This is a genomic window from Methylobacter sp. S3L5C, from assembly GCF_022788635.1.
Taxonomy (GTDB): Bacteria; Pseudomonadota; Gammaproteobacteria; order Methylococcales; family Methylomonadaceae; genus Methylobacter_C.
This window is the reverse complement of the sequence record NZ_CP076024.1, coordinates 2853628-2877521: the sequence shown is the minus strand read 5'-3', so window position 1 is coordinate 2877521 and position 23894 is coordinate 2853628. Positions and strand designations below refer to the sequence as shown.

The following is a 23894-nucleotide window of genomic DNA, read 5'->3' as shown; positions in this document are numbered from 1 at the left end:
ATGTAATGTATCTGTTAATCAATTAATACTCATCTTTAATGCAGCGGCTGTTGGCCAGGGTGCCAGCACCAAAGCCATCAATAAAATTGAAATTAAAATATTGATCTGGGCATCGACCGGTAGACCACTACCCGCTATTTCTACGGCATTACTGGCAAAAATCAATACCGGAACATACAAAGGTAAAACCAGTAAAGATAAAATCATGCCGCCCCGGCGCAAACCTACAGTTAAAGCAACACCAATCGCGCCAATTAAACTTAACACCGGCGTTCCCAGCAGTAAGGTTAATAATAAAATACCTAGCGAATGCGTCGGCATGCCTAAAAAAATTGCCAATAATGGTGCCACTATCAACAACGGCAATCCTGTCACCAACCAGTGCGCAATAATCTTGCCCAATACCAAAATAGATGCCGGATAAGGACTTAATAAAATTTGCTCCAACGAACCATCATCAAAATCCGAGCGAAACAAACCATCCAACGATAACATTGCCGCCAACAATGCGGAAACCCAAATAATGCCTGGTGCAATAGCTTGCAACAAATGCGGTTGGGCACCAATACCTAAAGGAAACAAGGTAATAACCAAAATAAAAAAGAACAGGGGATTGGCAATTTCCGAGCGGCGGCGCAAAGCCAACACCAAATCGCGCCGAATAATGGCAAAAAATGCACGGGATAAAGACATCAGGATAAATTAATTCGTTGTACATCAACATCGTGTAATTCGATGTCGTGATGTGATGTTAAAACAATCATGCCGCCACTGGCACAATGCGCAGACATTAAGCTTTCAATCAGGACAATGCCTTGTTTGTCCAGCGACGTAAACGGCTCATCAAGTATCCACACAACATTCTTGGTAATCAACAGCCGGGCCAATGATAAGCGCCTTTTCTGACCCGCAGACAATGCTTGAACCAAGACATCATCGTAGCCTGCCAAATGGACATTAGTCAGTGCCTGCTCAATCGAATATTGTCCGGGACGGCCTAATGCCAACGATACTTTTAAATTTTCCAGCACCGTCAATTCTTTTTTAACGCCGTCCAAATGACCAACATAAGCCATATCAACGTAGTACTGACTATCACTAATGGTGTCACCGCACCAAAATACCTGACCGGCATCAGGTTCCCTAAAACCACATAAAATACGCAATAACGAGGTTTTACCGCTACCATTCTTGCCTTCCAGCAACAAGACCTGGCCGGAAACCAGCTCAAATGCCAGTCCTTCAAACAAGACACGATTATCCCGAATACAACTTAAGTCAGTACCTTTAAGCAGGTAAGCCGGTTTTATGCCCATTATTTAGCGGCAAGTGATCTCTGACGTACCGCTTCATAGAGCAATACCCCTGTAGCAACTGACAAATTAAGGCTTTCTACCTGACCCAGCATAGGCAGCGATACCAAAACGTCACATTGCTCTTTAGTCAACCGTCTTAACCCTTTACCTTCAGCCCCTATAACCAAAGCCATCGGCACGGTAAAATCGGCGTTATAAACAGTCTGCGCCGTTCCACCCGCTGCACCCATAATCCATAAACCTTCGCCTTTCAACCAGCGGAGAGTTCGAGCCAAATTAGTCACCTGATAAACCGGTACCGTTTCTGCAGCGCCACTGGCAACTTTACAAACCGTAGGCGTGATGCCCGTTGCATTATCTTTGGTAATAATAACGCCTTGTACACTGGTCGCATCAGCCGTTCTAAGGCACGCACCGAAATTATGTGGATCCTGAACATTATCAAGCACCAAAAACAAAGCGGTTTGTGTTTCTAACAGGTTTTCGACTGCCGTTTTTAACTCGCTTTCTGACAGCTCACCCGGCATTTCAACTTCAATCACAATGCCTTGATGATTACTACCATCAGCCAAACGATCAAGCTTTTTTCTATCGACTTTTTCAGGCTCTATGCCTAAGGCTAACAAGTCTTCAACAGCCTGAGTCAGGCGTTTATCTTGTCGACTGCTATCAACCCATGCCTTATGAATTTTTTTAGGAGAATAATCCAGTGCTGCTTGTACGGAATGTAGACCAAATAATTTGCTTGATTTCATTTATTATGAAGTGTGAGGAACTATCGTTTTGAATAGGAAACTTGATATTTTACATCGGAAGCTTTAAGAGCCTGCAATTCCCCATCATAAAATTGGTAAGTGCAGGCTAAAAATCGACTAAACTTTAGGTGAAGGTTTCCTTTTCCTGCGTCTTTTTTTAGGCTTATCCGTACCTTCTGCTTTTTTTACAGCACCGGCTTTTTTTGCAGAACCGTCTTTTTGCACCAATTCAAAATCCATTTTCTTTTCATCAAGATCAACACGAGCCACCTTGATTAAGACGCTATCACCCAAACGGAAATTAATATTGGTGCGCTCACCTTTTAACTGGTGACTTGTCGGATCAAAATGATAATAATCCTGCCCCAAATTACTGATATGCACCAAGCCTTCTACATAAATATCGGCAAGCTCAACAAAAAAGCCAAATGAAGTTACTGCGGAAATAATACCGGGAAATTCTTCACCGATTTTATCCAACATATATTCACATTTAAGCCAACTGACTACATCGCGAGTCGCATCATCAGCGCGTCTCTCATTGGCCGAACAATGCTCACCCAACAAAATCATGTCAGGAACGCCATAAACAAATGTTTCTATTTTTTTACCGAGTAAACAATGGCGAATGGCGCGATGTACCAACAAATCAGGATAACGTCGAATAGGCGAGGTAAAATGCGCATAAGCCTCCAACGCCAAGCCAAAATGACCTTTTAAATCAGGGCTGTAAACCGCTTGCGACATGGATCGCAATAAAACAGTCTGAATTAAATGCGCATCTGGTCGGTTCTTAACCGATTCCACCAGGTGCATATAATCCAGCGGTGTCGGATTAACGCCGCCACCAAATTTTAAGCCCAACTCACCCAAAAAGGTTTTCAGATTCAGTAATTTATCCGCGCTTGGACCATCATGTATCCGTAACAGCTTGGGTATTTTTTTGGCATTCAAATACTTCGCTGCCGCACTGTTGGCGGTAATCATAAATTCTTCAATCAGCTTGTGCGCATCGTTACGCACTACCGGCACTATCTTTTCGATTTTCCGCTCTTCACCAAAAACAATTCGGGTTTCCTGGGTATCAAAATCCATTGCCCCTCGCTCTTCACGACTCACGCGCATGACTTTATAAAGTGCGTATAACTCACGTAAATGCGGCATTATTGGCTTATATTTTTCAGCCAGAACCTTATCGCCATCAACCAGTATTTTTGCAACTTCGTTGTAAGTCAAGCGTGCATGAGAACGCATGACCGCATCATAAAAACGTGACCGTACAACTTTACCCTGTTCATCTATGCCTAACTCGCAAACCATACACAAGCGATCAACATCAGGATTTAGTGAACACAAGCCGTTGGATAATATTTCCGGCAGCATGGGAATGACTTGCTCAGGAAAATAGACTGAAGTGCTTCGATTTTTAGCCTCTTTGTCCAATTCGCTATTGACCTGCACATAATGCGAAACATCGGCAATCGCTACCAGTAATTTCCAGCCTTTTGGCGTTCTTTTGCAATACACGGCATCATCAAAATCCCGTGCATCTTCACCATCAATGGTAACCAATGCCGTATTTCGCAAATCAACGCGACCTTCCTTGGCAGATTCAGGGACTTCCGCACTCAGCGACTTGATTTCTTCCAACAGTTCATCTGGCCAGATATTAGGCAATTGGTGAGACCGAATCGCCATTTCTATTTCCAGACCGGGCGCAAGATGATCACCTAATACTTCAATAACCCGGCCAATAGGCTGGCGTAATTTAGTCGGTTGATCGGTAATTTCAGCAATAACAATTTGTCCTTGCTTGGCTTTACCAGCGCCACCTTTCTGCACTAAAAGCGTTTGCGCTATATTTTTATTATCAGGCACAACGTAGGTAAAGCCGTCTTCTTTATAAAGACGTCCGACTATCTGGTGAGTATTTCTTTCCAGAATTTCAACAATTGCGCCCTCACGACGGCCTTTCTTGTCAATCCCGGCTATACGTACCATAGCTCGATCATTATGCAGCAAGGGATTCATTTCGCGGGGTGACAAGTACAAATCGTCGGAACCATCATCCGGCCGAACAAAACCAAAGCCATCCGGATGACCAATAATGCGGCCAACAATTAAATCCTTATTATTAACCAGACAGTATTGCTGTCCCCGATTAAATAATAATTGGCCATCGCGTTCCATTGCCCTCAAACGTCGGCGGAGAGCTTCGAGGTCATCTTCATTTTCAAGAGAAAATGCCTTCGCGATATCAACGCGCGACAACGGTTTTCCCGCATGCTCTAAAGCTGAAAGTATTAACTCACGGCTAGGAATGGGGTTTTCATACTTTTCAGCTTCGCGCTGAGCGTATGGATCTTTTGTTGAATTAAAATCAACGTCTTTTTTAGACTTCGATGACATTTAAATAATAAGATACAAGATGATTGACACAATTAAGTAATATCTTTATATGATACATGCTTAGCTTAACGATTAGAATTGAAAAATAGAAAATCCTTTTGAACTTATGTTATAAAGCCTAACAAACGCAGCAATTTCACCTAAGCTTGACTATAGATTTAATTGACAAAAACAGGGGGTGTGAGTATAGTGCGCCTTCACTTTGCTTTTACAGCAACTCTTTGCCGGGATGGTGGAATTGGTAGACACGCTAGCTTCAGGTGCTAGTGAGCGCACGCTCGTGGAGGTTCAAGTCCTCTTCTCGGTACCAAAATTTATGTTCCTTTCTTGCTTGATTTACCACGTTTTTATCAAAACGAGGAGAGTAAATTTCTCTGTGTTACACAAACTGCTACACACATTGTTACACGCAGTATGTCGAACAGGAGAGAAAACATGCTCACCCCTTCGCCCTATTACCTCATTAAACGCCGTCAAACTTAATTTATTACAGACGCCGCATTCCCGTCCTGCTAAGGCCATTATTCGGTTGCCTTGAATTTATCATCTCTTTGAAAACTACCTGTTTTCAGGATGCCAAAGAATTAGCTACAATCGAAAAGACATCAATTCTTTCATACAAGCTAAAGAGCAGCAACCTTGGCTCAACAAGACTTAGCGAAATGTACCAATTCTTAATCAAGTCAACGAATGCTTATCTGAAAAAGAAGACCTGACTCCAGTACCTTTTCTGTTAAGCCAAGCGACAACTAAATTAATACCACAGACCTTACAAGCACTGCCCATGCTTCAATACTCTTGAGTCTAGCTTCAATATCTCGGAGGATTTATTAACAACGACTTTTAATGCTTCGATATATTGGGTGAATGCTTATTTCAAACTCATTAATTTCTTGTTTAATAATGGGGCTTGATTGATTGCAATTGAACCAGCTGTTCCAGGTTCATCAGAACTATTTCTCGGAAGGTCAGGCTAATGCGCTCATCTTGACTAGCCGTCTTCCAGAAAGAGCACGCGGCATCATAGGCTATCCGCCAAGCAATCTCTTGCTGGGGAAGCGGTAACGCCGCAGTAAATTGCCGCAAGGGAACTTCACCGCCAGATAAAGGTGCATAGAGCATGGGTAACATATCATAGGCGGGTGATAAGCGCATACTAACAGACTGCCCTTCACATTTAATTAATTGAAAGGATAGATTACCAAGGTGCATATCGCTATTGCCTATCAATCGACCAAACCACCATAAAACCTGGGCGTCTTGCACCAGCGCTTTTGACACCATAGATAAACTAACCAGTTTTTCAATTAGTGTAGGCCAATCACCATTACCAGATCCAATAAAGGCGGCATCCAAAACAGCAAGTGAAATGAGGGGTAAACGACCAAATTCACCACAACGATCGAAGCGTTCAACTTCAAGAAATGTTCGACCCTCGGTCATGAGAATACGACTTTTTGCAGCCAATAATTGCGTCTTGGTTCGAAGAGCTTGCAGGGCCAGGTGCTCACAAACCAGAAGATCTGACCACCGACGAACTGGTATAGAGTTATCAGCGCCAGAAAACTTAACAATGACATGGGGCGTGTCGCTATCCTCCAACATTCGCTTCGCCGTAAACTTTGGAAATTCACCGCCTGCACTGGAACCACCCCCTATGAGTGCTGTCGCTTCGCTAGCCAATACCAGATATTGCTCCGCCTCCAAACCTTCCAGGATAGCCGGTGTTGGTGATGCTACCGTCTGAAGCCATAAGCGATAAGCATCGTCACCGACAATAAGATTACCAGGCGTGTCCGCTCCCCGGCGACTTAAGACATCAATAATATGATCATCAGACCACCGTTCAGGGTCTGTTGGCACATCAAGGTCTACTGCCGCCTGCCGTGCAAAAATACGTCCCAGATAACCTTGAGGACGCATATCGTAGAGCGGATAAGGCAAGCCATCCCAGACACCATTTGCGTGTTCAGCATCAGTTGGCCAGCCTAAATGATGCAGGGGAAATACCGAGCCTTCCGGGGCAATCAGGTCTAACTTTCCACAGTTAAGCCCCTGCCCCAGTTCATTTATAAGATAGACAGGGATGGGAGCTCTTTTACCTCGGACTAATCGACGCAGTGCAAAACGCGCTTGCTTGGTTGAACCCAGTCGCACAATCTGATCGCCGCGTTCATGAAGTATTCGGTGCAGGGTTGCTACACTGACTCCTAATTTATCGCTTAAACTTATCGCTGAGTCAAGCCCACTTCGCAGCATGACTGAATCAAGTCTCTCACGAGCCACTACGTTTTTAGGTCGCATTAACAGGATATATGAATAGTTATGATAAGATTATCATATAACTTTTTATATTAAAGTCAAATAGATAGCTATTAATAATGCATTAGTTATGATAAAAATATGCAGGCAATGATGACCATTGCGTTATTAAACGGCTAATCTGGTTGAACAGGCCAGACGGCCGATCTTTAATACTCAACAACAGATGGTTTTGAAAATTATTTTTTTGAGTTAATAAAGTGGATCCCTCTGTCCAGACAAATAATATCTTAATTTAAGATGCTGCCCTGTTCACACTCCAACTGAATGTCGCAGTCCCATTTTTTCATACGGGAAATGTCTAGCAGCTAAAGCCTTGGACTAAAGTACATAGTTTTGACTAGCGGTCTATGACTAATAAATATATTTATATTGCTGATAACGTTATTCTCTTGTTTAGAGTAAGCAAATAACGACAGTGTGTTAGTCTACTTGTAAAATACAACATAAATATATTATTATCCACAAAAATGACTAGCTATTCGGCCAGGATGTTTTATTTTTTAGTTGCCTGCTTTTACTTGTTTGTTACGACTTTCAATGCAGCTTTTAAACTAAAAATGCTATTACTAATGGCTGGCATGAGCTATAAACGAACTAGTGTTTATAGTGAATAAGAAGATTATATTTTTCAGTGGTTATTTCTAATCGGGTTAATCTCACTCGAAAACATAATTATTTATTAATTTTCATGTCAGTATCATTTAATGGCTCGCAGGATAAAAATACCGATTTAATATTACCTCGTGATGTGGCGCTAACACAGGAATACTTGTCTTGAGCTTGAGGCAATTTAATCACAACCACTATAAATTTCTATGAACAAAAACCCTGGTAAACCTGCCGCGTTTCCGGCGAAGATAAAAGCACCGTTATGCTGTACCAGCGAAACAGCATCGGTGGGTTGTTCTGCACAAAAATTGCTGCATGAACTTCAAGCACACCAGTTTGATCTGGAAATGCAGAATAAGGCATTGCTGCACTCTAATGGCGTTTTGGAGGAATCTCGTAATCGTTATAGGGATCTATATGATTACTCGCCAGTGGCTTACCTGGGTTTAACGCACGATGGCCTTATTTCTGAAATTAACCTGACGGCTGCCGAGTTGTTGGGTGTAGATCGCAGTTTATTACTACACTGTCATTTTGCCAACATGATCACGCCAAAAGACAATAACCGGTGGTCTCTGTTTATCGATGAAATAGTAAGGCATAACAAGCGACTCAGTATCGAGTTGAGCCTGACCGGTTATACCGACACCGAATTATTGGTTCGACTGGACTGCCAGTGCAGTAATTTAATACTGCGTGTTACCCTGATCGATCTCACTGAAATCGAAGTCGCTACGTCCGTCTTGCGTAAAACTGAGGAAAAAAACCTTAACAGTATTGAAGATCTGAGGATAGAAACGATTCACGGAGAGCCGCTAAGTCGTCTTCAAAAAATAGCCAGTCAGTTGCCGGGCATGATCTTTCAATTTCATTTGCGCACCGATGGCAGTACCTGCTTTCCTTATGTCAGTAAAGCCATTAAAGATATATACCGATTTAGCCCGGAAGACGTCCGCGAGGATGCCTCCAAATTATTTATTCTGATTCACCCGGATGATCTGGATGATCTCATCGCCGTTATGCAAAAATCGGCTCAAGAGTTATCCCCGTTTAGTCATGAATATCGAGTGCAGCATGACGATGGTAAGGTGCGATGGCTATTGAGCAGTTCACTGCCACAACGGGAAGCGGATGGCTCTACGCTCTGGTATGGTTTTACTACCGACATCACGGAACGCAAGCAAATAGAAAAAAACTTTAAAAAATCTCGCCATGAACTGAAGTCATTTATCAAGCAGGCACCGCTTAGCATTGCCATGTTTGACCTTAATATGATCTATATAGCAAATAGTGACAGATGGTTGATGGAGTTTGGGCAAGGTTACCAATCTCTCCTTGGCCTTAATCATTACGAAGCGCACCCGGACTTGCCTGCTAAATGGAAGCTTATCCATCAGCAAGGCTTGACCGGTGAATTTTTGAAGAATGATGATGATTTATGGGTACAAAAAAATGGCAGTAAACTATGGGTACGCTGGACAGTGTCGCCCTGGTTTAATGATAAAGGCTTAGTTGGTGGGATTATTATTTTCTGCGAAAATATAACCCAGCGTAAGCTATTGGAAGAAAATCTGCGTCTAAACAGGGAACTGCTGAACAGCATCATCGATAGTACGCCTTCAAGTATTTTTGCTGTTGATTTACAAGGCAGGTTTATTTTAGCGAACAAGGCGGCGGTTGAGTTTTACGGGAAGCATAAAGAAGACGTATTGGGGAAAACGCTTCATGAAATTTTTCCAATGGAAATTGCAGCCAACAAAATAGCCAGCAATAATAAAGTGTTGATAACAAGGAAGCGTTTGGATTTTGAAGAGCAGATCTTGAATAATGTCGACAACTTGCCACGTACGCTGATGGTCACGAAGTTTCCTATTCAATCTGTTTCGGGAGAACTCTATGGGATTGGTGGTGTTGCCACTGACATCACCGAGATCAGGCAGGCGCAAGAAGCTCTTCACGCAACCGCTCAGTATACCCGGAGTTTACTTGAAGCAAGCTTGGATCCCTTGGTAACGATTTCATCAGAAGGCAAGATTTCCGGCGTCAACAGTGCTACTGAGCAGATAACCGGTCTGAATCGAAAACAGCTGGTCGGCACTGACTTCGCAGATTATTTTACCGACGCAAAAAAAGCCCGCGATGGCTATCAATTAATATTCTCGAGCGGTTTTGTTACCGATTATCCGTTGACTATAAAGCATGTCACCGGCAAGGTCACTGACGTGCTTTATAATGCCAGTGTTTACCGTGATAACAAGGGGGCTATACTTGGTGTGTTTGCTGCGGCTCGTGATATCACTGAACGCAAACAAATGGAAGATAAGCTGCGCCTGAGAAACGCGGCCTTGAAACACATCAGCCAAGGCATAATGATCACCAGTTATGAGCAGAAGATCTTGTGGGTTAATGCTGCCTTTACGTCAATCACCGGTTATAGCAAAGCAGACACTTTTGATCAAAATTGTCATTTTATGAATGGACCACTTACCGATCAAAAAACACTGAATAATATACGTTTGGCTATTAAAAATAGCATGCCATTTTCCGGTGAAATACTCAATTATCGTAAAGACGGTACGTTATTCTGGAACGAATTGACGATTTCTCCCATGTTTGACGTACAAGGCCAATTGACTAACTTTATTAGTTCTACAGTGGATATCACCGAGCGCAAACAAATAGAGGATGCGCTACATGAAAGCGAATTTCTCTGTAAATTTGCCATAGAAGGTACTGGTGACGGCATCTGGGACTGGAATATCCCGACCAACCAAGTCGTTTGTTCGCGTCTATGGAAAGAGATGCTTGGGTATACCGAAAACGAGACATTATCTGTTAAACGGGATTGGTTGGATCATATTCATCCTGATGATCAGTTGCTTGTTACAGAAGCGCTGCAGGCCTACCTGGATAAAAAGACTGGAACTTACGTCGTTGAATATCGCCTGCGCTGCAAGGATAATACCTACAAATGGATTTTGAGTCATGGCCTGGTGGTTAATTATACAGAAGAGGGGGCACCCTTACGGATGATTGGGACAAATACCGATATTTCCAAGCGTAAACGCCAGGAGCAGCAAGACAAAGATCATTTAAACCAACTGACTCATGTCACCCGTCTTGGCTTGATGGGCGAAATGGCGTCAGGCATTGCCCATGAAGTTAACCAACCCTTAACGGCTATTGCTACCTATACGCAAGTCAGTTTAAACCTGATAAAAGCTGAATACCCTGATTTGGTCAAGCTTGCCGAGGTACTCTATAAAACCCAGCAACAGGCATTAAGGGCGGGGGAAATCATTCGTCGTATGCGAGAGTTTGTTAAAAAAAATAATAAACACCGTTCAGCCGTTGACCTTAATGAGTTAATTCAAGAAGCGTGCAGTCTGTGCTTACCTGAGCTAAGGCTCAACAATATAGCGTTAACGTATCATTTACAAAATTCCTTACCGCTTATTCATGTTGATCATATTCAAATTGAACAGGTTATCATAAACCTGATAAGAAATAGCGAGGATGCTTTGGATGGCTGTAATGAAAACCGACAAAAAGAGATATCCATTTATAGCTTGCTAACGCCGAATGATGGCATAGAAGTCAGGATAAAAGACAATGGCTGCGGCATTCCTGAAGAGCAGCAACAACATATATTAATGCCTTTTTACACCACCAAAGCAGAAGGTATGGGCATGGGCTTATCTATTTCCTGCTCAATTATCGAAGCCCATGAAGGTCATTTAAAATTTAACAGCCAAGTTGGGACAGGAACAACATTTTATTTTTCGCTACCTATAACTCTGATTAGCGCTGACAGCGCTTGATTAGATTGATGAACTGTTCGGCAACAATTACCCTGTCCGGTCGGCGTCAATTATCTTGACCGGTTGACCGATATGTCCACGGCACAGCCATTTTCCTCAATGCTACCTAGTGCCTGAACGAAAAAGCCACTTTTCAAAAAAACCAGCTCAACATCCGGAAATATTTTTTGGAAAAATCTTTCCGGAGTGGAACAAACGACTTATTTTCTGATTTACCATCAGTTTTTCAGAATTATTTCTAATAATCACAAATTATAAGCGCACCTTTCCTGTGGATAACCTGTTGGCTGTTCTCAAAAAAGCGTCAGGCAGCTAGTTTTTGTTGCTCGTTAACAAGCCTTAGCCGTTCCATGTCGCGTTTAATTGTGCCGAGCTTTTGAATGTTACGCGATAACACGGCTAAGCCAACATAACGCTCGAAGGCTTCAATGCCATGATCAAGGCACTTATCCAGCCCATGTACTTCTAACGCATTAATAGCCGATTCTACGGCGGAATGTTGCTTTTTTGCCTGTTTAAATTCCGCGGTGTATTCACGATTCTGGTCGGCTTTGGATAGCTTGCCTTTTTTGGGTAAAACGACTTGCTCAAGGAGGGCTTTCAGGTCGGTTTGATTGGCCGGACTGTGGAAACCTTTGTCAAAGCTACAGGCGTTAAAACTTGGGAATTTTACTTGAGTCGCTTTAACCATCGGCACGGCGACTTTGTCGTCGGTAGTCTTTTGCATGACTTGACTGTGCAATATAAAGCCCTGATGGTCTTCCATGATACAGACCCGCAAGCCCAGTTCAACCGGGACTCCGGCTTTGCCTTTGCTGATCCATTCGGTGTGGGTCTGGAACAGGGAAAAGACTTTTTCATCATGGGGAATGGTTTCTCCTTGAATAGCGCGACGTCTAATCTGCTCGATTTGACGTTCGGCATGCAGGCTAAAAGTGCTCAGATCGGTAAGCAACACTTCTGGTATGTGAAAGTGATTTTTTAACGTCAACATACTGGCTTTAGTGCGCTCAAGATAAAACCCTGCCAAATCAATATAGTCCTGGTAGGCCTGTTTGATCTCAAGTGCTTTGGCGGCCTTGATAGCGTCATTTTTTGACGTGGAATGTTTGAGTTTTTGCAGCGTGCGATACCGCCTTTTAAATTTAGACAGGTTGTGCTTATGCAATCGCCATTCAGGCAAGGCATGTTGCAAGCTCCATTTGACGCACGTCCGAATCAGAATCCGGATCGCATCATGCAGTAAACTGATATCGGTTGGAAAATGCACGTTGGTTTTTAACACAAAAGAATCGCAACGGCCTCTGATCAGCGCATGAATATCCAGATCCAGTAATTGATAGCCGGCTCGAATAACTTCAGTACTAATACGCGCCATGATCGCTGGCGTAAACAGCTTGAGATTGTCTTTCAAGGTTTGCAGGCGATAGCGTTTGTCGGCATCAAAGCAACCAAGACCGAGCATTTCACGTAGGGTGTTATGCTGATTGGCCAACTCCAGAATGCGATCATAGTCTGTATTCAGTCCTACGCGTAGCGATCCTAACACCAAAATCGACCATTGATTCATACCGGGGCGGCCTTTGTCGATGGCAACGATTTTTGTCACTTCGGCGTCAATTTTAGTAGGCACCACATCCTCCAGTATTTTAAAAACAGCATCCCTTAATGGCTGAGTCGTATAAATGTGTTGCAAGCCCAGCAAGATGATCGGAATGTCATCACGGGAGGAAACATCTATTTTGATATCAGCAATATCGCGTTGACCGATGCTCATTTGTGGAGAAAATACCTTTCTCATCGGGAGTTTTCCAACGAGAATTTGAAAGCTGAGGCGCTTATCCGGGAGGTAGCTTTTGCCAAGCCCTTTTCGATGAAAATAATAATCATAATTATCAGCAAGTTACTTAAATTCAGCATTTTATACGCCAATAGGCTGTTATTTGATTTTCAATAGCCTATTTTATCGCAACTTATTGTTTTGTATTAAATAATTTATTACCGTTCAAACACTACCTAACAAAAGTCAACCTCGCTGATCATAACTCGGTTTTTACCAACTTCACCATCGGTGAAAGGGCTTTGATTTGGCGGAAAATGATCGTTTAGAGCTCCGAGTCCATTTCGGAAGTGCTTTGAAATCAGATTGACTTAACAATGTTCGCTAACGCACAGACGGTGAAACCTTCACCGTTTAAGATTGCTTTCGTAAAGCTAGTAGTGCGGGAATACCAAACACCCATAGTGATTCCAGCATCTAGTAGACCAAGCGTTATCCGAAGCTTGGTATTCGCCAAACCCAATTAATGGAGTCACACATGAAAACACTGGTAACAGGTGCAAATGGCTTTTTAGGCTCTGCCGTAATGCGGCAGTTGCTGGCAGTGGGGCATGAAGTGCGAGTATTACTGCGGGCGAATAGCGATTGGAGAAATATCCATAATTACCCCGTAGAAATATGTGTCGGCGACTTGTGCGATACCGCCTCATTAAAGCGTGCCGTCAAAGACTGCACCAACTTATTTCATGTCGCCGCAGATTACCGCTTGTGGATACCCGACCCCCAAGCCATGTATGCCACCAACGTACAAGGCACACAATCGCTTATCCTTGCCGCCGCAGAAGCGGGCATCAGCCGCATGGTTTACACCAGCAGCGTAGCAACTTTAGGATATAACCAAGACAGTAGTCCTGCTGATGAAAATACGCCATCATCCTTGTGTATGATGACTGGGCATTACAAACGCTCAAAATTTCTCGCCGAGCAAGTCGTGCAGCAACTCACTGACCGCTATCAATTGCCCTTGGTCATCGTTAACCCTTCTACACCCATAGGCCCTTACGATATCAAACCCACGCCGACGGGCCGGATTGTGCTGGACACCTTACTAGGGCGAATGCCTGCTTATGTGGCGACAGGACTAAATGTTGCACATGTAGATGATGTGGCTAAAGGCCATTTAGCCGCTTTTAAAAAAGGTCAAGCAGGCGAACGTTATGTATTAGGCGGTGAAAATATGAGTTTGCTACAAATTTTAACCACGATTGATAAACTGACGGACAAACCCACAAATCGCTTGTGTTTGGCACATAATCTAGTTTTACCTATTGCATGGCTAATGGAAAAAACTGCCCAATTGACAGGCACTGAGCCACGTGCGACGGTTGACGGCGTACGCATGGCGAAAAGGTTAATGTATTTTTCCAGTGCTAAAGCGATGCGCGAGTTAAATTATCAATACCGCCCCGCAGCTGAAGCAATTAATGATGCGATAGTTTGGTTTGCAGAGAATGGTTATTGTGAGGCTAATCTACAATTAGACAACGTAGATATGTGCAATAATAATATTAAAAGTCAGGCTAAAGGCATTTAGGCACATCCATGAAATAACTGGAGCAACTTTGAATTATCACAACCCTTTAATTTCAGCACTTTCCAGATGCTCATTTTCAGGAGTAGCGATACAGTACCCTTGTCCAAGGATATATCATCGAGCATCAATCAACTGCGTCGCCTGAGTGACGGCTTTAAATGGTTGGACATTCGCTGGCTGAAAATTGTGGAAACGGAGCGTCAATGTAGTAAAGATTTTTAGTCCGCGATAGCCGCAGTGTATATGTTTTCACGAAGCGTAGCGTAGTGAAAATGTAGGCTCTACGAAGCGGCGTCCCCCTGCGTCAGAATAGTTGTCGCCTCAAATTTTAAGAAAAAATAAAATTTGAGATTCAAAATGAAAAAATATAAAAGGTATTCAGTAGGCTTCAGAGAGCAGGCCCTGGTAAAAGTATACAATCGTGGTAATGACCAATCAGTTCAGTCCGTCGCAAACGAATTGAATATCCATTTAACAACCTTGAAGGCTTGGATGAAACAGAAGGAACAGAACGTCAAACCTGCACCCCGGAAATCAAAGCGTCCCGAGGATTGGAGTTCTGAAGAACGTTTTACCGCTTTACAAAAAACCTATAATTTGATCGGTGAAGACTTAAATGCCTGGTGTCGTGAACGCGGCGTTTTTATTCATCAACTGGAGCAGTGGAAAACAGATTTTTGTAGCCAGGGTGACTCAGTAGGCAAACGTGAAGAAGCGCGGATTTTACGTACATTGAAAGAAGAAAACCAAACTCTTGAGCGCGAATTATTACGTAAAGACAAGGCCTTGGCAGAGGCCGCAGCGCTGTTGGTGCTGCAAAAAAAGTTCCGTGCGCTCTTGGGGGGAGAGGTCGAATGACTCCCCACGAAGAGCGCAAGCAAGTGATTGTTTTACTGAATGAATCGGTAACAGCGGGGGCTCGCAAAGCTAAAGCCTGTGAGGTGCTGGGCCTGAGCGAACGGACCTTGCAACGCTGGCAGACCGGTGAGACGATTCACTGCGATCAACGCCCTTTGCGTGACTATCAACCGCCACACAAACTAACAGCAATCGAGCGCACCGAGGTGCTGACACTCGCCAATTCAGATGAATTTGGTCATCTGCCACCGAGTCAGATCGTGCCACGACTGGCCGACCAAGGCAGCTATCTGGCGTCTGAGTCGACCTTCTATCGCATCCTGCGCGAGGAAAAACAGCTTACCCATCGGCGTAGCGAACGGCCAGTTCAAATACGCACCAAGCCGCGCGCGGTCTGTGCTACAGCACCTAATCAACTGTACAGTTGGGACATTACTTATCTGCCATCACTGATCCGTGGACAGTTTTTCTATCTGTATCTATTTGTTGATATTTTCAGCCGAAAGATCGTCGGTTGGCAGGTATATGAAGAAGAAAACAGCGCCTTGGCTGGCGAATTGTTACGTGATCTTTGTCATCGTGAAGGTATACAGGCAGAACAGCTTATCCTGCATTCTGACAACGGCAGCCCAATGAAGGGATCGACTATGCTGGCGACCTTGCAACAGCTTGGTGTCATGCCTTCGTTTAGTCGGCCATCGGTTAGCAACGATAATCCGTACTCAGAATCGCTGTTTAAGACCTTGAAATATCGTCCTAACTATCCGCTAAAGCCGTTCGCCGATGTTACGGAAGCGCGTCAGTGGGTCACAAGCTTAGTGGAATGGTACAACCATGAGCATCGTCACAGCGCTATCCGCTTTGTTACACCAGCACAACGTCATGAAGGCTTGGACGACAAGCTTCTGGATAACCGTAAAGCCGTCTACAAAGCAGCACGTGCTAAACATCCGCAACGCTGGACTGGAAGCTCCCGTAATTGGGGAAAAATCCAGACAGTCCACCTTAACCCAGACAAGGCCTAAACAAAAAAATGCTATCAAGGAAGTGATTATTCAGAAAACAAACCAGAGTAAGATTTAACCGTCGATGCGACAACTACATTGACAATTACCGGGCGTCAAGACATTGCGTAGTGATGTTTCAACCCCTTGTTGGGTTGGAGCGAGCAAAGCAGAACGAATCGGGGCAGTCAGAGGCATTAGTGGTCGCGCGATTTTTTGCTGATTTTTCGAGCAGGATACCCGGAAAAATCTATCGTAAAATAGCGACTCCCCGCTTGTCCATTAATGTTGTGAAAAACGATTTAGTAGACATGACTTCTTGGCGTTGTTTAGATTTCTCTCAGTTGCTTTAAATTAAATCTCCATTTTTTGGGGTCTTCGGTATTTAAAATGCTATCCGTAGACTTTGATAGGTCAATAATAGTTGGCAATAAACGTGCATTGGCTTTGGTTGAAAAAAACACTTTCACGATAGGAGCAAGCAAATTCTTTTCTGACTGTTCGAGTACAACAGCTAAGCGAGTAGATTCTAGTTTTACCAGTGTGCCAGACGGATAAATACCAATGGTCCTTACGAAATCATGAAAGATAGCTTTGTCGAAGCTCCCTTCTTGCCACTCGGTCATTTTACGTATCGATAGAGCGGGACTCCAGCCCACTTTATAGCATCGATAGGAGGTTATTGCGTCATACACATCACACACTGCTGCCATGCGCGCAAACAGCGACAGAGCATCTCCAGACAATTTATCCGGGTAACCTGCACCGTCTACCCGTTCGTGGTGGTGTCGACATACATCAAGTGCCATCTCGCAAACACCTTCTGATCCCTTGAGTATTTGCCATCCCTGAAGCGGATGATTTTTAACCAGATTGAATTCTTCATTGGTGAGGCGTCCGGGTTTGTTGAGAATATCATTAGGGATCATCGTTTTGCCTATGTCAAGCAACAAACCTGCCATTCCCAGATCTTTCATCAGCGTTTGATCCAAACCCATTTGTTTGCCGAGAGCCATCATCAACGCGCACACTGCAATTGAATGCAGGTAAATGTAGTTAGTGTTTGAACGGTAATAAATTATTTAATACAAAACAATAAGTTGCGATAAAATAGGCTATTGAAAATCAAATAACAGCCTATTGGCGTATAAAATGCTGAATTTAAGTAACTTGCTGATAATTATGATTATTATTTTCATCGAAAAGGGCTTGGCAAAAGCTACCTCCCGGATAAGCGCCTCAGCTTTCAAATTCTCGTTGGAAAACTCCCGATGAGAAAGGTATTTTCTCCACAAATGAGCATCGGTCAACGCGATATTGCTGATATCAAAATAGATGTTTCCTCCCGTGATGACATTCCGATCATCTTGCTGGGCTTGCAACACATTTATACGACTCAGCCATTAAGGGATGCTGTTTTTAAAATACTGGAGGATGTGGTGCCTACTAAAATTGACGCCGAAGTGACAAAAATCGTTGCCATCGACAAAGGCCGCCCCGGTATGAATCAATGGTCGATTTTGGTGTTAGGATCGCTACGCGTAGGACTGAATACAGACTATGATCGCATTCTGGAGTTGGCCAATCAGCATAACACCCTACGTGAAATGCTCGGTCTTGGTTGCTTTGATGCCGACAAACGCTATCGCCTGCAAACCTTGAAAGACAATCTCAAGCTGTTTACGCCAGCGATCATGGCGCGTATTAGTACTGAAGTTATTCGAGCCGGCTATCAATTACTGGATCTGGATATTCATGCGCTGATCAGAGGCCGTTGCGATTCTTTTGTGTTAAAAACCAACGTGCATTTTCCAACCGATATCAGTTTACTGCATGATGCGATCCGGATTCTGATTCGGACGTGCGTCAAATGGAGCTTGCAACATGCCTTGCCTGAATGGCGATTGCATAAGCACAACCTGTCTAAATTTAAAAGGCGGTATCGCACGCTGCAAAAACTCAAACATTCCACGTCAAAAAATGACGCTATCAAGGCCGCCAAAGCACTTGAGATCAAACAGGCCTACCAGGACTATATTGATTTGGCAGGGTTTTATCTTGAGCGCACTAAAGCCAGTATGTTGACGTTAAAAAATCACTTTCACATACCAGAAGTGTTGCTTACCGATCTGAGCACTTTTAGCCTGCATGCCGAACGTCAAATCGAGCAGATTAGACGTCGCGCTATTCAAGGAGAAACCATTCCCCATGATGAAAAAGTCTTTTCCCTGTTCCAGACCCACACCGAATGGATCAGCAAAGGCAAAGCCGGAGTCCCGGTTGAACTGGGCTTGCGGGTCTGTATCATGGAAGATCATCAGGGCTTTATCTTGCACAGTCAAGTCATGCAAAAAACTACCGACGACAAAGTCGCCGTACCGATGGTTAAAGCGACTCAAGCAAAATTCCTACGCTTTAACGCCTGTAGCTTTGACAAAGGCTTCCACAGTCCCGCCAATCAAACCGACCTGAAAGCCCTCCTTGAGCAAGTCGTTTTACCCAAAAAAGGCAAGCTATCCAAAGCCGACCAGAATCGTGAATACGCAGCGGAATTTAAACAGGCAAAAAAGCAACATTCCGCCGTAGAATCGGCTATTAATGCGCTAGAAGTACATGGACTGGATAAGTGCCTTGATCATGGCATTGAGGCTTTCGAGCGTTATGTTGGCTTAGCCGTGTTATCGCGTAACATTCAAAAGCTCGGCACAATTAAACGCGACATGGACCGGCTAAGGCTTTTTAACGGGCAACAAAAACTAGTTGCCTGACACTTTTTTGAGAACAGCCAACAGGTTCCACAGGAAAGGTGCGCTTATAATTTATGATTGTTAGGAATAATTCTGAAAAACTGATGGTAAAGCAGAAATTGAGTCGTTTGTTCCACTCCGGAAAGATTTTTCCAAAAAATATTTCCGGATGTTGAGCTGGTTTTTTTGAAAAGTGGCTTTTTCGTTCAGGCACTAGTTATCCTTGTTTTTTAATCTAGATAGGCTTAAAAATGCTTCTGGATTGCGCGTAATAGACTGATAGATATCCTCTATCAACGGGGCAATCTCGTCGGTTTGTATCGCCTTGCCCATACGCACCTCTTGAAACATCAAGGTGACTGCTTTTTTTGCCTTGCCATGTACTTTGCGGGCTTGCTCAAACTCTTCATGTACAGGAACGTGAGGAATAAATGTTACTGTGGACTGTGCTGTCCATTGTAATTGTAGATCTATTTCTTTCTGTAACTCTTCTTCGCTCAAACCTACAGGAATAGCTTTAATATCCAAGCCCTTTTTTGTATCGATCCAGACTTCATGTAGTCTGCACTCAGTCAGCGTTTTTAAATCTTTTGGGTCGGTCAGCTTGAAGGATTTCCTCCAGAATGGATTATCCATCCAACTGCCGCAGATTTCCTGGATATACATTCCTAGTTTTACGTCCCGAATATTAATTTTTTTTAGCATTTGAGTTTTCCTAAATTATTATTCACAGTCGTTAATTTTTCCTAGGTTCTGTTGACGTTTCACCAATCCGGTAGAATAAGTCGTTTTGAATGAAATGAAGCGGATAACATTAAGTGATGAAGAGTGGACTCGTATTTTGGCAAGCTTAAAAAAATTGCCTGGAGTTCATATCGGTTTACCCGATATTTGCAGGCAGTTTGTTAATGCCATTTTGTGGATATTACGTACGGGAGCACAGTGGCGTGTATTACCGTCAACGTATGGTAAATGGAATAGCATCTTCAAGCGTTTTTCACGTTGGTGTATCAATGGCATATGGGGTGAAATTCTCTGTCATCTTGCTGAAGACGCTGATTTACAAGATGTTTCCATGGATGGTTCAGTTATTAGAGCACATGCCTGCGCAGCTGGAGCGGCATATAGTTCTGCTGAGAATGAAGCACTTGGGCGCTCCAAAGGTGGATTTGGTTGTAAGATTCACGCGCTTTGTGATGGCTTGGGCATGCCCATCAAATTTATCCTGACAGGCGGGCAGGAGGCTGAATGCAAGCAAGCCATATCTTTATTGGAAAATGTTAATGCTTCAGCCGTTTTAGCAGACAAAGCCTACGACACGAACGAGTTGCGGGAGTGGTTAGCCAGTCGTGAAATAAAAGCGGTTATCCCACCTAAATCGAACCGAAAAGAAGATATTGAGTGCGATTATTGGCATTATAAGGAGCGGCATGCCATTGAATGTATGTTCGGTAAGCTCAAGCACTATCGCAGAATTGCTACACGATATGAGAAAAAAGCTATTAATTACATGGGGATGCTATCATTTTCCTCGGTGCTTTTATGGCTGAGGTGAAACGTCAACAGAACCTAGTAGTTTATATTATTCAAAATATACTACATGTAGTGTTTTTTGGTTGGTTGGGAGCAGTGGAACAGCTAATGACCTAACCTAACAAACATTCTTTAAAGTCGCTAGAGTAAAAACTTTACTACATCTACTCTCGAAAACAATCGGATACTGTTGCGTAATTTTATTTTTAACGATTTTAGTTCCTTAAGCCATGCAATTTTACGGATTGAGCAGTATCCGACCGTTTATGTCCGGTGTCAACTACCCTATCCTGCCTGTAATGATCAAGTAAAACAGGACACTTTCTTAAGCAGTCTTCTTGTAAAATTCCCGTTTATATTCCAGCGGGAATGGTAGTATAAAGTTGAATGTATTTATTCGCTGAAAATCTTGGAGTGCGCCACAGGCACACAGGCTGGCACTAGATGAAAATAATGGTCAGATGTGTATAAGCTCATTGGAAGGGATGGTAGGCCCATCAAAGTCTGTTGTCGGAAACTGGCTTTAAACCCCCTCAAGCTGCTTGTCTTAAGAGTGCTGGTAGTGAGCATTGAGGAAAAGCTAATTCATAATTAGCAGGTATGGTACAGAGAGACAAGTTAAACCGAATCTATGTTGACGCGTCGTTATTCAGAGAATTGACATCAAAACCAAGGGCGCCCATGACTCTTGGGATCAGTCTGCAAGCTAATCCGAATGCTGTGCAGGCGGTGTTCAGCGACGGCTTGGCTGCCGGTTAAAAACTCTTCCATTTGTTCAATGGTATTGAGGTCGTTTATGTTCATGATAGGTTTCATTCTCTTATCATGAACGATATGCAAACGTTTGTCAGACTCATTTTCCGTTAGAAATACAGCACTCCTTCAGTCTCATTTAGCATTTGAAGATACTGGGAATTGAACGTCGTGGTAAAGTGGACCCCATTGTCCAGACAATATTTAAGCCTAATTAAGAGGGCATCGATTCCGTTACAGCAGATTGGCGCTGTCCCACTTCTTCTTTTGAAGAAACCCGTTTGTCACTAAAATGATCAACTACTTTTACGCCGCCGCCGATGCCTGTCCGATAAACTTCATTGGGCGTTTTATAGCTCAATGCCTGGTGAAACCGCTCACTGTTATAGAATATAAAGTACGCGGTCAGACCCAACAACAATTCAGGCACAATGACATAGTTTTTCGGGTAAATGTCCTCGTATTTGACACTACGCCATAGCCGTTCAACAAAAATATTGTCCAAGGCACGACCCCGATCGTCCATACTAATCTTACAGCTGTGTTCCAGTAATTTATTGACCCATAAGGTGCTGGTAAACTGCGATCCCTGATCGGTGTTAAAAATTTCTGGTGCGTCATATTGATTAAGCGCCTCAGTCAAACAGTCCAGGCAAAAACCAACATCCATGGTGTTTGAAACCTTCCACGCCAACACTTTACGACTGTACCAACAATGATTGCGACCAGATACATAACGCCATGCGCGAGTCGTATATAAGTTATATCCGTACTCCAGACCTGATTCGGTCGGACAATAGCTAATCCTCTGAGTAAATACGGATAAACCTTATGTTGCGGATGTTTTTTACTGGTATTAGGACCAGGCACCATGGCAACCAACCCCAGTATTTGCATCAAACGCTGCACTCGTTTTCGGTTCACGCCATGCCCTTGTCCGCGTAGCCAGACTGTCATTTTCCTGCTGCCATAAAAAGGATGGCGGGTATATTCTTCATCCAGCAAGCGCAGCAATAACAGCTCGTATTCATTCACAACTACTGTCTTGTTAGCGTAGACGGTGGATCGGGCAATACTCGCTAATTTACACTGCCGAACCAACGCCAGTTCATCATGGGGATCGATCCAGCTCTGTCTTTCGCTTAAAAACTGATTCCTGACTTTTTTCTAGTGCCCCGTGCGGGTATTAAGCCAGTCCAGTTCCATATTAAGCTGACCAATCTTGGCATACAATCGTACCGGATCGCTCTGAGGATCAAGGGGCTTCGAGCCACGCTTTACCTCAAACAGTTGGCTGGCATTTTCTAATAAGGCCTTCTTCCATAAACCAATTTGGGTAGGATGAACGCCATACTCTTGAGCAATCTCATTTACCGTTTTTTGCCCCTTCAAAGCTTCTAACGCTATTTTAGCTTTTTGTGCCCCCGTCAAAATCTTACGTTTTTTTCACTCATTCCTGTCTACTTTTTTTATGGAAGACACCATCTTAATCGACTGTCCGGATTTTGGGGTCCACTATAGTGGTCATCATGACCATGACATCCGAAATTTCCCCAAACTTGAAACTAATAAAGTCAGCGCAATCCCAACTTGACCATTCGATTGAATTATCCACCTGGGTGCTTCGCCCTGTTTATCTGAACGCCGGCCAATTCATTGCACCGGGCACCAAGTTGAAATCATCGTCTCACTTGTTGCACCTCCTGGTTCCGCTGGTCATTGAAATGTCAGTACTACTGGTTTGGCCGGTGCAAAACTGGACGCAACGGTATTTGTTAATTATCTTGAGTTTACTGACAGCCGCTCTGGTTATTATGTTGACTTTGCCGTCGCTGCTGTTGGGAAAACTGGAGATTTCATTTCAAAATATTGCACTAACCGGTCAAAACCCGCGGCCGGTGCCGTGGTTCGTCGAATGGATGGTGTTTTGCGAAATGGGTGGTCGTTGGTTATTGGCGATTGCGGCCGCTTGGTTGTGTATCCAATTACAACGCCGGTTGCTTAGAGACTGAGTCTGGGTATGCTGGTAAGCCAGTTCTTTTACAAGGAGCGATCGCGCTAAATACCTTGTCAATGGCCAGTATCGTGAAGCTTAAATCCATATCATAATACCTTAAAACAGTCTTTAATGTTTTAAAAATGTGCATTGGCATGATAAAGCCGCCTATTTTTTTAGCTAGTAGATTGATAGGTAGTTATACGTATTGTGGATACAATTAAAAGCATTAAAATCTTGTTCGTAAAGTGCAATCAGCTTACTGATAAGGGTTAAATTATAAGGGTTACAGCCTGTTTTCTGCGTAAATAAAACACGGAAAGGTGCAATCCGTAGGGCACCAATATCATAGCGTATTGCGCCGCATGAATCGCCAAATTAAGCCAAACTTATA

15 protein-coding genes, 1 tRNA gene and 2 pseudogenes are annotated in these 23894 nt (G+C 43.5%); 8 read left to right on the top strand and 10 right to left on the bottom strand.

The genetic code is table 11. The annotated features are described in order from the left end of the window. Nucleotides 1–18: 18 nt before the first annotated feature. The 4 genes from ccmB to rnr form a co-directional block, all read right to left on the bottom strand. Entirely contained in the window at nt 19–693 is a 675-nt protein-coding gene (gene ccmB / locus KKZ03_RS12855; RefSeq protein WP_243217229.1) for a heme exporter protein CcmB, read from the bottom strand. Further along, nucleotides 693–1316, bottom strand: coding sequence for a cytochrome c biogenesis heme-transporting ATPase CcmA (gene ccmA, locus KKZ03_RS12850; RefSeq protein WP_243217228.1), 624 nt, complete (start codon nt 1314–1316; stop codon nt 693–695). The genes ccmB and ccmA overlap by 1 nt, the downstream gene beginning before the upstream one ends. Continuing rightward, entirely contained in the window at nt 1316–2071 is a 756-nt protein-coding gene (gene rlmB / locus KKZ03_RS12845) for a 23S rRNA (guanosine(2251)-2'-O)-methyltransferase RlmB (protein ID WP_243217227.1), read from the bottom strand. The genes ccmA and rlmB overlap by 1 nt, the downstream gene beginning before the upstream one ends. Nucleotides 2072–2188: 117 nt before the next feature. Beyond that, nucleotides 2189–4480, bottom strand: coding sequence for a ribonuclease R (gene rnr, locus KKZ03_RS12840; protein WP_243217226.1), 2292 nt, complete (start codon nt 4478–4480; stop codon nt 2189–2191). A gap of 223 nt (nt 4481–4703) precedes the next feature. On the opposite strand from rnr, the gene KKZ03_RS12835 reads away from it, so the two are divergent. After that, nucleotides 4704–4790, top strand: a tRNA-Leu gene (locus KKZ03_RS12835). A gap of 172 nt (nt 4791–4962) precedes the next feature. Continuing rightward, nucleotides 4963–5196: a DUF6538 domain-containing protein gene (locus tag KKZ03_RS22065; RefSeq protein ID WP_371744901.1), complete on the top strand. Its 234-nt coding sequence runs from the start codon at nt 4963–4965 to the stop codon at nt 5194–5196. Nucleotides 5197–5377: 181 nt separating this feature from the next. On the opposite strand, the gene yjjJ is transcribed toward KKZ03_RS22065, so the two are convergent. Next, nucleotides 5378–6784: a type II toxin-antitoxin system HipA family toxin YjjJ gene (gene yjjJ / locus KKZ03_RS12830; protein ID WP_243217225.1), complete on the bottom strand. Its 1407-nt coding sequence runs from the start codon at nt 6782–6784 to the stop codon at nt 5378–5380. Nucleotides 6785–7620: 836 nt separating this feature from the next. On the opposite strand from yjjJ, the gene KKZ03_RS12825 reads away from it, so the two are divergent. After that, nucleotides 7621–11235, top strand: coding sequence for a PAS domain S-box protein (locus KKZ03_RS12825; RefSeq protein WP_243217224.1), 3615 nt, complete (start codon nt 7621–7623; stop codon nt 11233–11235). A gap of 304 nt (nt 11236–11539) precedes the next feature. Here KKZ03_RS12825 and KKZ03_RS12820 read toward each other — a convergent pair whose 3' ends face one another. Beyond that, a complete protein-coding gene (locus tag KKZ03_RS12820; protein ID WP_243216937.1) occupies nt 11540–13036 on the bottom strand; it encodes an ISNCY family transposase in 1497 nt (498 codons plus the stop codon). Between the two features lie 517 nt (nt 13037–13553). Here KKZ03_RS12820 and hpnA point away from each other — a divergent pair. Both hpnA and KKZ03_RS12810 read left to right on the top strand, forming a co-directional pair. Further along, nucleotides 13554–14609 carry a hopanoid-associated sugar epimerase gene (gene hpnA, locus KKZ03_RS12815; protein ID WP_243217223.1) on the top strand — a complete coding sequence of 352 codons (1056 nt, stop codon included), beginning with the start codon at nt 13554–13556 and terminating at the stop codon, nt 14607–14609. A gap of 357 nt (nt 14610–14966) precedes the next feature. Further along, nucleotides 14967–16492 (top strand): annotated as a pseudogene (locus KKZ03_RS12810) (IS3 family transposase). Between the two features lie 308 nt (nt 16493–16800). Here KKZ03_RS12810 and KKZ03_RS12805 read toward each other — a convergent pair. Then, complete coding sequence (locus KKZ03_RS12805) at nt 16801–17508, bottom strand: HD-GYP domain-containing protein (protein ID WP_256452028.1); 708 nt, start codon at nt 17506–17508, stop codon at nt 16801–16803. 234 nt (nt 17509–17742) lie between these two features. Between KKZ03_RS12805 and KKZ03_RS12800 the strand changes: the two genes are divergently transcribed. After that, nucleotides 17743–19239: an ISNCY family transposase gene (locus tag KKZ03_RS12800; protein ID WP_243217103.1), complete on the top strand. Its 1497-nt coding sequence runs from the start codon at nt 17743–17745 to the stop codon at nt 19237–19239. Nucleotides 19240–19431: 192 nt separating this feature from the next. Here the strand turns inward: KKZ03_RS12800 and KKZ03_RS12795 are convergent, their stop codons facing one another. After that, nucleotides 19432–19923: a DUF3391 domain-containing protein gene (locus tag KKZ03_RS12795; RefSeq protein ID WP_243217221.1), complete on the bottom strand. Its 492-nt coding sequence runs from the start codon at nt 19921–19923 to the stop codon at nt 19432–19434. A 94-nt stretch (nt 19924–20017) separates the two neighbouring features. On the opposite strand from KKZ03_RS12795, the gene KKZ03_RS12790 reads away from it, so the two are divergent. Further along, nucleotides 20018–20773: an IS5 family transposase gene (locus KKZ03_RS12790; protein ID WP_243217187.1), complete on the top strand. Its 756-nt coding sequence runs from the start codon at nt 20018–20020 to the stop codon at nt 20771–20773. A gap of 641 nt (nt 20774–21414) precedes the next feature. On the opposite strand, the gene KKZ03_RS12785 is transcribed toward KKZ03_RS12790, so the two are convergent. Further along, on the bottom strand, nt 21415–21555 hold the full coding sequence (locus KKZ03_RS12785) for a hypothetical protein (RefSeq protein WP_243217220.1): 141 nt from the start codon (nt 21553–21555) through the stop codon (nt 21415–21417). A gap of 163 nt (nt 21556–21718) precedes the next feature. Beyond that, a pseudogene (locus KKZ03_RS12780) lies at nt 21719–22938 on the bottom strand (IS3 family transposase). A 95-nt stretch (nt 22939–23033) separates the two neighbouring features. Here KKZ03_RS12780 and KKZ03_RS12775 point away from each other — a divergent pair. Then, nucleotides 23034–23516 (top strand): hypothetical protein, encoded by a 483-nt coding sequence (locus tag KKZ03_RS12775; protein WP_243217219.1) that lies wholly within the window; start codon nt 23034–23036, stop codon nt 23514–23516. Nucleotides 23517–23894 lie beyond the last annotated feature (378 nt).